This is a genomic window from Aquipseudomonas ullengensis (assembly GCF_014174475.1).
Taxonomy (GTDB): Bacteria; Pseudomonadota; Gammaproteobacteria; order Pseudomonadales; family Pseudomonadaceae; genus Aquipseudomonas; species Aquipseudomonas ullengensis.
Genome location: NZ_JACJUD010000003.1, coordinates 149,622 through 161,692, shown reverse-complemented (window position 1 = coordinate 161,692; position 12,071 = coordinate 149,622). Strand labels below are relative to the sequence as shown.

The window sequence follows — 12,071 nt, the reverse complement described above, 5'->3', positions numbered from 1 at the left end:
GGATCATTGACCCAGATCAATGTCATGAGGGGCCCCACATGTTTGGCCTGGACGCACTGGAACTGGCACGCCTGCAGTTCGCTTTCACCATTTCCTTCCACATCGTCTTTCCCGCCATCAGTATCGGGCTGGCCAGCTACCTGGCCGTGCTCGAAGGCCTGTGGCTGAAGACCAAGAACGAGGTGTACTACGACCTGTTCCGCTTCTGGCTGCAGATCTTCGCCGTGGCCTTCGGCATGGGCGTGGTCTCCGGGGTGGTGATGAGCTACCAGTTCGGCACCAACTGGAGCCAGCTCTCCACGGCTGCCGGCAGCATCATGGGGCCGTTGCTGACCTACGAGGTGCTCACCGCGTTTTTCCTCGAGGCCGGCTTCCTCGGCATCATGCTGTTCGGCCTGAACAAGGTGGGCAAAGGCCTGCACTTCTTCGCCACCCTGATGGTGGCCATCGGCACGCTGATCTCGACCTTCTGGATTCTCTCCTCCAACAGCTGGATGCAGACGCCGCAGGGCTACAGCCTGGTCGACGGGGTGTTCTACCCGGAAAGCTGGTGGGACATCGTGTTCAACCCGTCCTTCCCCTACCGCCTGGCGCACATGGCGGTGGCGGCCTTCCTCAGCACCGCCTTCATCGTCGGTGCAACCGCGGCCTGGCACCTGCTCAAGGGCAAGCGCGACCCGGCGACGCGCATGATGTTCTCCATGGCGCTGTGGATGGCGCTGCTAGTGGCGCCAGTGCAGGCGCTGATCGGCGATGCCCACGGCCTCAATACCCTCAAGTACCAGCCGGCCAAGGTGGCCGCCATGGAAGGCCACTGGGACACCGAGAAAGGCGTGCCGCTGCTGCTGTTCGGCATCCCCGACATGCAGGCGGAAACCACCAAGTACGCCATCGGCATCCCGCGCCTGGCCAGCCTGATCCTCACCCACGACCTCGATGGCGAGATCAAGGGCCTCAAGGAATGGGCGCCAGAGGATCGGCCAAACGCGCTGATGGTGTTCTGGAGCTTCCGCGTGATGGTCGGCCTCGGCCTGCTGATGATCCTCGCCGGCGCAATCGGCCTGTGGCTGCGTATGCGCGGGCGGCTGTACGAGTCGCCGGGGCTGCAGCGCTTCATGCTGCTGATGGGCCCGGCCGGGCTGATCGCCCTGCTGGCCGGCTGGGTCACTACCGAAGTCGGGCGCCAGCCCTGGGTGGTCTACGGCCTGCTGCGCACCTCCGACGCGGTGTCCAACCACAGCGCCGGGCAGATGGGCGCGACCCTGAGCATCTTCGTGGTGGTTTACCTCGCGGTGTTCGGCGTCGGCATCACCTACCTGCTGCGCATGATGCGCAAAGGTCCGGTGCTAGGCCTGCTGCACAGTCATGCGGTTGAGGAAGAATCCGGCCCCGGCCACCAGCGCACGCCATCGCGGCCGCTGTCTGCCGCCGAAGAGAGCGTCGACGAAGACGGTGCCGATGACCAACAGGAGCCACGCCCATGACTATCGACCTGCCGCTGATCTGGGCCGGGGTGATCGCCTTCGGCATCTTCATGTACGTGGTGATGGATGGCTTCGACCTCGGCATCGGCATCCTCTACCCGTTCTTCCGCGACAAGGACGAACGCGACGCCATGATGAACACCGTGGCGCCGATCTGGGACGGCAATGAAACCTGGCTGGTGCTGGGCGGCGCGGGGTTGTTTGCCGCCTTCCCGCTGGCCTATTCGGTGGTGCTCACGGCGCTGTACCTGCCGCTGGTGATAATGCTCATTGCCCTGATCTTCCGCGGCGTGGCCTTCGAGTTCCGCTTCAAGGCCAAGCGCACCCGCTATGTATGGGACGCGGCCTTCATCGGCGGTTCGCTGGTGGCGACCTTCTGCCAGGGCGTTGTGCTCGGCGCCTTCATCGACGGCATCAAGGTGGAGAACCGCGCCTTCGCTGGCGGCCCGTTCGACTGGCTGGCGCCCTTCCCGCTGTTCTGCGGCGCGGGGCTGGTGGTCGGTTACGCCATGCTCGGCTGTGCCTGGCTGCTGCTGAAGACCGAGGGCAAGCTGCGCCACAAGATGTACAAACTGATGCTGCCGCTGACCTGCGTGCTGCTCGTGTTCATTGCCGTGGTCAGCCTGTGGACGCCGCTGGCCCACCCGGAAATCGCCCAGCGCTGGTTCACCCTGCCCAACCTGTTCTACTTCATCCCGGTGCCGACGCTGGTGGCGGTGACCATTCTCGGCATCGTCCGTGCCGTGCAGCTGAAAATCGATTGGCAGCCGTTCGTCCTGACCCTGGTGCTGATCGCACTGTCCTACGTGGGCCTGGCCATCAGCGTGTGGCCGAACATCATCCCGCCGTCCGTGAGCATCTGGGACGCCTCGGCGCCGGAAAGCAGCCAGGCCTTCGCCCTGGTCGGGGTCGCCATCATGGTTCCGATCATCCTCATCTACACCGCGTACAGCTATTACGTGTTCCGCGGCAAGGTGAAGGTTGGCGAGGGCTACCACTGATGGACGCACCGAAGAAACCGCTGGCCCAGCGCCTGGCCTGGTTCGCCGTCCTGTGGCTGGGCGGCGTGCTGGCAGTAAGCCTGCTGGCCTATGCCATCAAGTGGGGCATGGGCCTGGCCTGAAAGCCCTGCTGGTTATCCACCCTACAAAAGCGGGCCATGGGTAGGGTGGAAAACCGCGAGGCGTTTTCCACCGTGGGCACAGCACCGCAGATCAATAGGCTGGGTAGAGGCGTTGTTTGCCGAAACCCGGCGCAGGCTCGCTGGGTTTCGCTGCGCTCTACCCAGCCTACAGCCAGTGCGCAGCGGGCCGGTCAGTGCGCATGGCCATGCCCATCATCCTTCAGCTCGCCGTCGGCCTGGCGCAACACCTGCACGGCGGCGGAGATGGCCAGCGCGGCCATGATGCTGGCCACGATCAGGTCCGGCCAGGCACTGCCGGTGCCAAACACGCCCAGCGCGGCGAGCAGCACGGCGAGATTGCCCAGGGCATCGTTGCGCGTGCACAACCAGACGCTGCGCATGTTGCTGTCACCTTCGCGGTAGGCATACAGCAGCGCCGCCACACCGAGGTTGGCCAACAACGCCAGGCTGCCGATCAGGCCCATGGTCGGTGCACTCGGCACCCCGCCCTGCCACCACTGCCAGAGCGCCGCGCCGAGCACGCCGAAGCCGAACAGCAGCATGCTCGCCGCCTTGAACTGCGCGGCGCGAGCGCGCAACGCCAGGCTCATGCCGAGCACCCACAGGCTGATGGCGTAGTTGGCGGAGTCGCCGAGAAAATCCAGCGAGTCAGCCAGCAGCGATACCGAACCGGCGCGCAACCCCGCACCGATCTCCACCAGGAACATCGCCAGGTTGACCGCCAGGGCTATCCACAGGATGCGCCGGTAGCGCGGCGTGCGGCGGGTATCCGGTTCGTGCGAGTCGTGATTGCAGCAGTGAGCACCCATGAGGCTTCTCCTTGGTTCAGGTGCAGAGTAGGCTAAACCCCGTAGTCACTACGGAGTCAACCATGGACAAGCCCCTCACCATTGGCGCCCTCAGCCGCGAGAGCGGCGTCAACCTGGAGACCATCCGTTTCTACGAACGCTCTGGCCTGCTGCCGCAGCCACGGCGCAGTGCGGCGGGCTATCGGCATTACCAGGAGGTGGATATACGGCGCCTGCGCTTTATCCGCCGTGGCCGCGAACTGGGTTTCAGCCTGGAGGAAATCCGTAGCCTGCTGGATCTCGCCGCCCACCCCGAAAGCCCCTGCGACGCCGCCGACCGCATGGCCCGCGAGCACCTGGACGCCATCGAGACGCGCATCCGCGATTTGCAGAACATGCAGGCCGAACTGAGCAAGATCGCCACCTGCCAGAGCGGCCACGCCGAGCATTGTCGCCTGCTGGAAGCCCTGGATAGCCGCGACTGCTGCGCCTGAAGACCACACCGAAAACGCCAGGACGCAGCGCTGGCAAGGCCTGAGCTAACTATCACGCGTCTCGATGTTCACTATGGAGAAGGCTTACTTCCGCGTTTTCGTCGCTGCCACGAACATAGCCCTCGTACTCACTTCCCCACACCCGATACGAGGAAAACAACATGAAAAACGCACTCATCACCACCGCCCTGCTGGTCGCCACCCTGTCCTCCGCCAGCGTCTTCGCTGACAGTGGTTACTTCAATACCAAGCAAGGCAAAGACGTCGCCGACAGCGGCTACTTCAACACCAAGCAGGGCAAAGACGTCGCTGACAGTGGCTACTTCAACACCAAGCAAGGCAAAGACGTCGCCGACAGCGGCTACTTCAACACCAAGCAAGGCAAAGACGTCGCTGACAGTGGCTACTTCAACACCAAGCAAGGCAAAGACGTCACCGACAGCGGCTACTTCAACACCAAGCAAGGCAAAGACGTTGCCGACAGCGGCTACTTCAACACCAAGCAGGGCAAAGACGTGGCCTGACCGCCGAGCCAGGCACCGAACAGGTTTTCCTCTTCCACAGAAGGATTGTTCGCTTGAAGCTCTCCCGCCGAACCGGTGATCGCCCAGCGCTCACCGGTTCTTTTTTGCCCGCGTATTGCCTCGCCGTGAACAGCAACAGACGGGGCGATAAGCGAACACAGCGTTCAGCATTCGCAACGGCGGCTGGCGCCAGGCGTGCTAGGCTGGGGAACTCGTTAGCCGCCTAAGTATTACCCCATCATGTCCCAGCTTCTTCTGCGCCGGCACAAGCCGTTCATGGCCTTCTGGCTGGCCCGCGTGTTTACCGCCAGCGGCTTCCAGATGCTCACCGTGGCCATCGGCTGGCACCTTTACCAGCTCACCGGCAGCGTGCTCGACCTGGGCCTGGTCGGCCTCGCCGAATTCCTCCCGCGCCTGCTGTTCATGCTGCATGCCGGGCACACCGCCGACCGCTTCGAGCGGCGCAAGATCGCCGCGGTCTGCCAGAGCGTGCAGGCCCTGGTAGCCCTGGCCCTGCTGCTGGGCAGCAGCACCGACAATGTCAGCCGCGAGATGATCTTCGGCCTGGCCTTCCTGCTCGGCCTGGCCCGTACCTTCGAGATGCCAGCGACCCAGGCCCTGCTGCCCAACGTGGTGCCCGCCGAACTGTTCCCCCGCGCCGTGGCGGCCTCGGCTTCGGCCATGCAGGCCGCGACCATCGTTGCACCGGCCCTCGGCGGCCTGTTGTATGCCTTCGGCGCCCAGTGGGTGTATGGCCCGGCGACCCTGCTCTACGTGCTGGCCTGCACCCTGATGCTCAGCCTCACGGCGACCGGTCAGGTGCTGCGCAAGGACCCCGCCAGCATCGAATCGCTGCTGGCGGGCATCCGCTTCATTCGCAGTAAACCGGACGTGCTCGGCTCGATTTCCCTGGACCTGTTCGCCGTGCTGCTCGGTGGCGCCACCGCGCTGCTGCCGGTGTTCGCCAAGGACATCCTGCTCACCGGCCCCTGGGGCCTGGGCCTGCTGCGCTCGGCACCGGCGGTCGGCGCGCTACTGATGTCGCTGTGGCTGGCCCACTACCCGATCGAGCGACGCACCGGGCCGATCATGTTCACCTCGGTGGCGGTGTTCGGCGTGGCGACCATCGCCTTCGGCCTGTCGACCTCGTTCTGGTTCAGCCTGGCGGTGCTGGTGGTATTGGGCGCCGCAGACATGATCAGCATGGTCATCCGTGGCGCCCTGGTGCAACTGGACACGCCGGACGCGATGCGCGGCCGGGTCAGCGCGGTCAACGGCCTGTTCATCGGCGCCTCCAACCAGCTCGGCGAGTTCGAGTCCGGCGTCACTGCGCACTGGTTCGGCACCGTGCCGGCGGTGATGATCGGCGGGGTCGGCACGCTGCTGGTGACCGGCACCTGGATCAAGCTGTTCCCGACCCTGGCGCGCCGCGATCATCTGCATGCGCCGCGCGGCGACTGATCAGCCCAACGCCTGCGGCGTATCCACGTCGCGCAGCACGCCGGGGTCATCCAGGCTGATCGCGCGCCAGGCCGACTCATGGGCCGCCAGTACGGCCTTGGCGCCCTGATCGCCATGCAGCTGAGTCAGCGCCGACCAGTGCTGGCGACCGAACAACACCGGGTGGCCGCGCTGGCCCCGGTGCAAGGGAAAGACGATGTGTTCGGCGTCAGACGCCTGCACCAACTGGCGCAGGCTGGCCGGGTCGATCCATGGCATGTCGCCCAGCAGTACCGCCAGAGCTGACTCGGGCCGTCCGAGCAGCACCTGCACCCCGGCCGCCAGGCTGTGGCCCATGCCCTGCTGCGCATCCGCACAGCGAATCACCGGCTGATCCGCCGGCAGGCCCAGCACAGCCGGGTCATCGTCCTCACGCAACACCACCCACACCGCATCGAACACCTGCCGTGCTTGCGCTACGCAGGTCGCCAGCAAGCCACGGCCATCGGTCAGTAGCGCCCGGCGCTTGTCACTGCCAAAACGTCGACCTTGGCCGGCGGCGAGGATCAGGGCAATCACATCCGCCACGGCTCAGAGCTGCTCGCGGGCGATGCCGTTGCGCACGCGCAGGATGTCGGCCAGCACCGCCAGGGCAATTTCCGCCGGGGTCCTGCTGCCCAGGTTGAGGCCGATCGGCGCACTGATGCGCGCCAGGTCATCGCGGCTCAGGCCGCCGACGCGTAGCAGGCGCTCGAAGCGTTTTTCGGTGGTACGCAGCGAGCCCATCACGCCGATATAGAAGGCCGGCGTGCGCACCGCTTCGATCATCGCCAGGTCGTCGATGCGCGGGTCGTGGGTCAGCGCCACCACGGCGGTGTCGGCATGGCACAAGCCGGCGCGGATGGCTTCGGAGGGCAGCTCGCGGCGAATCTCCACGCCCGGCAACGCCACACCGGCCAGGGCTTCTTCGCGCGGGTCGCAGAGGATCACTTCGAAGCCCAGGCTCTGGGCGAACTCGGCGCACACCAAGGCCACGCTGGAGCAGCCGGCCAGCAGCAGGCGCTGCGCGGCACCGACGCGGATGTGCAGGCTGTCGCCGGCCGATTCGATGCGCGGGCCCTGGGCACGGTCATCCTCCACGCTACGCGCCCCATCGCCCAGGCTGACGGTGCGCAACAGGCGACGCTGGCCACGCAGCGCACCCGCCAGCTCGCGCAGATGAGCCTGCACTTCGCAAGTGGCCGGCAGGTTTTCCACCAGCACTTCCAGTACGCCGCCGCAGGGCAAGGTCAGTCGCGCGTCGGGGCCGCCGTCGCCGTAGCGCACTAACTGCGCCGGGGCGGCAAACTCGCCCTGCCTGAGCTGTTCGAGAAAGTCGTCCTCGACGCAGCCACCGGACAGCGAGCCGAGCCATTCGCCGCTGCCATTGGCCACCAGCAATGCGCCCGGTGCACGCGGCGCCGAGCCGTAGGTGGAGAGCACCGTGCACAGCCACACGCGCTGGCCGGCGGCGGACCAGGCCAGGGCGCGCTCGATCACCTGCAGGTCGAGGTGTTGCACCTTATTCCCCCGCCTCGCCGCGCAAGTCGGCCACCTGACTCGGTGGCAGGTCGCCGCTCGCCCCGCCCCAGGTCTGGCGCAGGTAGTTGAGCAAGTCACCCAGTTGCGCATCGCTCAGGGTGTCGTGGAAGCCAGGCATCGGCTGCATGCGCTCGAAGCCGGTGAACTGCTGTTCCTTGATGCCGTCGTCGATCACCCGCAGCAGGTTGCGCGGGTCACTCAAGCGCAAGGTGGTGTTGCCGTTCATTGCCACGGCCACATGGGGCACACCCTCACCGTCGACACCGTGACAACCGGCGCAAACGTTGAGGTAGTCCTGGCGCCCGCGCCGGGCGCTATCGCCCAGTTTGTCCAGCGGCTGGGTGGCGACAACCTTGACCGCCGGCGGCTCGTCGCCGAGCAGGAAGGTGGCCATGGCCAGGTGGTCTTCCTTGGGCAGGTACTGGGTGCTGTGGTGCAGCACCGGGTACATCTCGTTGAACATCGAACCCTGGGCACTGATGCCGTGCTTGAGGAATTGCGCCAGGTCTTCGGTGGTCCAGCCGCGCTCCGCCAGGTCTACCGCCAGCAGGCTGGGCGCCTCATAGCCGCCGAGCACGCCACCCTGCAGGCGCTGCTCTTGCTGCAAGGCGCCGAGCTTGTTGCGCGGGGTGTGGCACTCGCCGCAGTGGCCGAGCACCTCCACCAGGTACTGGCCGCGCTGCCAGGTCTCGCTGTTGTCCGCCGCCGGCTGCAACTGCACGCTGTCCTGGTACAGCAGGTTCCAGAATTTCAGGCCAAAACGCACGTTGTAGGGGAAGGACAAGTCGGTTTCGGCATTCGGCCGGGCCACCGGCGCCAGGCTCATCAGGTAGGCGTAGATGGCATCGGAGTCCTCGCGGCTGATCAGCCGGTACGAGGTGTAAGGCATCGCGGGATAGAGCTGCGCGCCATCCGGGCGCTGGCCGTCGGTGAGCACGCGGTACAGGTCGTCGGCGCTGTAGTGGCCGATGCCGTGCTCCTTGTCCGGGGTGATGTTGGTGCCGTAGATGATGCCGTACGGTGAATTCAGCGGCAGGCCGCCGGCATACTCGGCACCGCCCTCGGCGGTGTGGCAGGCCGCGCAATCGGCGGCACGGGCCAGGTAGCGGCCACGCTCGATCTGCGCCGAATCGGCCGCGTGGGCGGCGAGCGGCAGCAGCAGGCTGGCCATCAGCACTATGCGCATGGGTTCACCCTTCCTTGACCAGGCCAAGTTCTTCCACCACCGCACGGGTGGCCGCGTAATAGCGCACATAGCCGGTACAGCGGCAGATGTGATGACCCAGCGCGTCTTCGATTTCCTGCTCCAGCTCGCTGCGCTTGATCGGCTGGCGCTGCAGCTTTTCCACCAGCACGGTGGCCGCGTTGACGTAGCCAGGCGTGCAGTAGCTGCACTGGAAGGCGAACTGGTCGACGAACTTCTGCTGCACCGGGTTGAGCTCGCTGACCACGCCGGCAGCATCGCGCTTGGCATGGCCCTCGATGGTGCGCACCTTCTTGCCATCGAAGAAGTGCGCGCCGGTGATGCAGGTGCGCATTTCCTCGCTGGTACCGTCGGGCTTGTCGAGGATCACCACACACGCATGGCAGATGCCCTGGCCACAGCCCAGGCGCGAGCCGGTGAGGTTGAGGTGCTCGTGCAGCAGGTCGATCATCATCAGGTCGTCGGCCACATCAAGGGGGCCGACCGCCTGGCCGTTGAGGGTCAGGCTCAGTGCGCGCTTAGCCATGCAAGGCCTCCTTGATGCGGGCAGGTGTCAGGGGCAGGTCGCGCAGGCGCTTGCCGGTGGCATGGGCGACGGCGTTGACGATGGCGCCGACCACCGGAATCATCACCACCTCGGCGATGCCCTTGGGTGGATCGCTGGGTGACAGCGGCGGCAGGATTTCCCCGCTTTGCGCCCACACAGCCACGTCCTTGGCGCGCGGCAGGACATAGCGGTTGAAGTTCCACTGGCCCTCGCCCGGCCCGCCCTCGTACTTGGGCATTTCCTCCAGCAGGGCGTGGCCGATGCCCATGGCGATGCCGCCTTCGAGCTGGCCGAGTACCAGCTCCGGCACGATGGTGCGCCCACACTCCAGCCAGGAGTGGTGGCTGAGCACCTGCGCGGCGCCGCTGCCCTTGTTGACCTTGACCTCCACCAGGGTGGCCACCGGGCTGTAGTAGGTGACCATGGCGTTGTTCAGCTGGGTGTCCGGGTAGTGCACGTTGAGGCGATCGAGCAGGTGGAAGCCGTGGCTGTTGATCCGCGCTTTCTTCTCCTCGCTGGCGCCGTTGCCGTATTTCAGCGCCACGGCATCCAGCGGCACGCGCTCGCGGCTGCCGTCGATGTCGAACTCGGCATCGGCCCAGCTCCAGCGGTTGAAGCCATGCACAGAGGCGCCGGTAACCAGGCCCAGTTCATGGGCCTTGCGCGCCAGCACGGCAAAGGCGATCGGCGGCATGCCACTGGCGGTCAGCTTGCCCTCGACCCAGTGCGCTTCCTCGCGGCGCACCACATAGGGGTTGGCCAGGCCACCCTGGATGCCCTGCCCCCACAGGTTCAGCGCCGCCGGCCACAGGCCGTGGTTGAACAGCAGCCGCGCCGCCTCACGGGTGGCATGGCTGGAGTAGTAGGCCGAGTTGGTCGCCGAGGATGGCGAAGCGATGCGTGCCACCCAGCGCGGGTTCTTCAGCGCGGCATCCTGCTCGGCCGGGCTGGTGATGTAGGGGTTGCCGCTGGTAATCAGTGCCAGCTCGGCCCATTCGGTCACGCCGGTCTTGATCTCGTCGGCAGGATGGCCGAGCCAATCGGCCACCAGCAGCGCCTGCGAGGTGGACATGCCGGTGCCCATGTCGATGGCGATCTGGCGCAGGCTGATGCGCCCTTCGGCATCGAACTCGACGCTGGCCATGGGCGCTTCGGCGCCGGTGCCGAAGTCCTTCTGGCAAATGGCGAAACCGACGCCGTAATAGTTGTCCGGGTCCTCGGCATCGAAGCGCGCCTTGCGCGCCACGCGCTCCTTCCACACCGGATGTTCGGCGGCCTTGTGCAGGATCTCGTCGAGGCGCAGGGCCCCAGCCGGGATCGCGCCCTGGGTGTTCTTCATGCCGGACTGCATGGCGTTCTTCAGGCGCAGTTCGATGGCATCGACGCCCAGGCGCTCGGCCACTTCGTCGACCATCATCTCGGTCGCCGCCATGGTCTGCAGGGTGCCGTAGCCGCGCATGGAGCCAGCCTCGACGCCGCGCGAATGATAGGCCGTGGCCGCCAGGTCGCTGCGCGGCATGTAGTAGATGGATTGCGCCGCCGTGGCGCCAACCGCCGCCACCGAGGGGCTGTAGTTGATGCGCCCGCCGCCATCAACATCCATGTGCGCGCGGAAGATGTGGAAGCGCTGATCCTGCTTGCTCACCGCCAACTGGTAATGCATGTCGAACGGGTGGCGCTTGATGCCGCTCTGGAACTGCTCGTAGCGGTCATTGGCCAGGCGCACCGGCACACCTTCGCCATAGAGCGCGGCCAGGGCGGCGTAGAAGACGAAGATGTTGTTGTCCTTGGAGCCGTAGCCGACCGTGTAGCCCGGGTGCATGGTCAACGCCTGCACGGCGAACTTGGACGGCGCCAGCATGTGCGCGCACTGCTCGGCCACCTCGAACGGGCACTGGGTGGCCACGACGAAATGCAGGGTGCCGCTGGCCGCGTCGAACCAGCCGTTGCCATTGTCCGGTTCCAGCGCCGCCGGCTCGATGGACTGGGTGGTGTAGCGCTCGTCGAACACCAGCCAGTCGTCCGGCGGGCTGGCCAGTTGCTCTTGCATGCGCTCGGCATGGTAGAGGCCCTGCTGGGTCAGGTCGCCGTCGAGCTTGGCGCCTTGCGACCAGCTGGGTTTCTTGTCGCGGATCATCGGGAACAGCATGGTGTTCTTCAGGCTGGAAAACTCGTCCGCGGCAAACGGGTCATCCGCCGCCACCCGCACGAAGCGGAAGCTGCCGTAGGGGTCACGGCTGTAGGGCTCGGCCTTGGCGCCGTAGCGGATCACCTGGTCGTTGAACTTGAGCAGTTTCTTGGCCTGGCGATAGCGCTCGAAGTCATGCCAGATCAGCATCGCCACCGGGTGACCGAGAAACATCGGCACCTGGCCTTCCGGCAGGAACGGGTCAGGCCCGTGGGACTCCGGCCAGGCGATGCCATCGCGGGCCAGGTCGACGGCGGTGACCACCCGATCCGGCGCCAGCTCGTCGCTGAGCATCGACAGGTCCAGGCCGGCGTACAGCTGGTCGGCCTTGGTCGCCTTGAGCAGCAGTGCATGGCCCTGGCGCTGCGGCCAGCCGGGCATGTCCTGGGCGCGGATATCACGGGCGAAGACCTTGGCCCCACAGGCCTTGGACACTCCGTCGATGCGCCCACGGGCCTGGCCGGCGCTGCCGTACCAGGGTTTCGGGTTGGCGGTGACCTGCTCCTCGAACAGCGCGGCGAAGGCGCGGCTGCCCAGGGGGACAAGGCTGATACCGATACCAGCGACGACGCTGCCCTGGAGGAAGGCGCGCCGGGAGAAATCACGGTTGGACATGAGCGGTCCTCTGGAACGGATCATGGTCCGCTCCTCATTTTCATCAACTCGACAACAACGGT

General features: G+C 66.1%; 12 protein-coding genes. 6 read left to right on the top strand and 6 right to left on the bottom strand.

What is annotated here, in order from left to right:
• Positions 1–38: 38 nt before the first annotated feature.
• Genes H3H51_RS10080 through H3H51_RS21115 form a run of 3 tightly spaced genes read left to right on the top strand, consistent with a single transcriptional unit; the run spans position 39 to position 2,607 of the window.
• Positions 39–1,484 (top strand): cytochrome ubiquinol oxidase subunit I, encoded by a 1,446-nt coding sequence (locus tag H3H51_RS10080; RefSeq protein WP_183088919.1) that lies wholly within the window; start codon positions 39–41, stop codon positions 1,482–1,484.
• Positions 1,481–2,485: a cytochrome d ubiquinol oxidase subunit II gene (gene cydB, locus H3H51_RS10075; protein ID WP_183088918.1), complete on the top strand. Its 1,005-nt coding sequence runs from the start codon at positions 1,481–1,483 to the stop codon at positions 2,483–2,485. Before H3H51_RS10080 ends, cydB begins: the two co-directional genes overlap by 4 nt.
• Complete coding sequence (locus H3H51_RS21115; protein ID WP_220790950.1) at positions 2,485–2,607, top strand: DUF2474 domain-containing protein; 123 nt, start codon at positions 2,485–2,487, stop codon at positions 2,605–2,607. The genes cydB and H3H51_RS21115 overlap by 1 nt, the downstream gene beginning before the upstream one ends.
• Positions 2,608–2,798: 191 nt before the next feature.
• Here H3H51_RS21115 and H3H51_RS10070 read toward each other — a convergent pair whose 3' ends face one another.
• Entirely contained in the window at positions 2,799–3,437 is a 639-nt protein-coding gene (locus H3H51_RS10070) for a cation transporter (RefSeq protein WP_183088917.1), read from the bottom strand.
• A 62-nt stretch (positions 3,438–3,499) separates the two neighbouring features.
• On the opposite strand from H3H51_RS10070, the gene H3H51_RS10065 reads away from it, so the two are divergent.
• From H3H51_RS10065 to H3H51_RS10055, 3 genes are all read left to right on the top strand, one after another.
• Complete coding sequence (locus H3H51_RS10065) at positions 3,500–3,910, top strand: MerR family DNA-binding protein (RefSeq protein WP_183088916.1); 411 nt, start codon at positions 3,500–3,502, stop codon at positions 3,908–3,910.
• Between the two features lie 161 nt (positions 3,911–4,071).
• Positions 4,072–4,434 (top strand): hypothetical protein, encoded by a 363-nt coding sequence (locus H3H51_RS10060; RefSeq protein WP_183088915.1) that lies wholly within the window; start codon positions 4,072–4,074, stop codon positions 4,432–4,434.
• Positions 4,435–4,674: 240 nt separating this feature from the next.
• Positions 4,675–5,895, top strand: coding sequence for an MFS transporter (locus H3H51_RS10055; RefSeq protein ID WP_183088914.1), 1,221 nt, complete (start codon positions 4,675–4,677; stop codon positions 5,893–5,895).
• On the opposite strand, the gene H3H51_RS10050 is transcribed toward H3H51_RS10055, so the two are convergent.
• The 5 genes from H3H51_RS10050 to H3H51_RS10030 are packed head-to-tail and all read right to left on the bottom strand — an operon-like array spanning position 5,896 to position 12,009.
• The gene (locus H3H51_RS10050; RefSeq protein ID WP_183088913.1) at positions 5,896–6,462 is read right to left on the bottom strand and encodes a nucleotidyltransferase family protein; all 567 of its coding nucleotides are present in this window, start codon (positions 6,460–6,462) and stop codon (positions 5,896–5,898) included.
• Between the two features lie 3 nt (positions 6,463–6,465).
• Complete coding sequence (locus H3H51_RS10045) at positions 6,466–7,434, bottom strand: XdhC family protein (RefSeq protein ID WP_183088912.1); 969 nt, start codon at positions 7,432–7,434, stop codon at positions 6,466–6,468.
• A 1-nt stretch (position 7,435) separates the two neighbouring features.
• Positions 7,436–8,641, bottom strand: coding sequence for a cytochrome c (locus H3H51_RS10040; protein ID WP_183088911.1), 1,206 nt, complete (start codon positions 8,639–8,641; stop codon positions 7,436–7,438).
• A gap of 4 nt (positions 8,642–8,645) precedes the next feature.
• Entirely contained in the window at positions 8,646–9,185 is a 540-nt protein-coding gene (locus H3H51_RS10035) for a (2Fe-2S)-binding protein (RefSeq protein ID WP_183088910.1), read from the bottom strand.
• A complete protein-coding gene (locus H3H51_RS10030) occupies positions 9,178–12,009 on the bottom strand; it encodes a xanthine dehydrogenase family protein molybdopterin-binding subunit (protein ID WP_183088909.1) in 2,832 nt (943 codons plus the stop codon). The genes H3H51_RS10035 and H3H51_RS10030 overlap by 8 nt, the downstream gene beginning before the upstream one ends.
• Between the last annotated feature and the right edge of the window lie 62 nt (positions 12,010–12,071).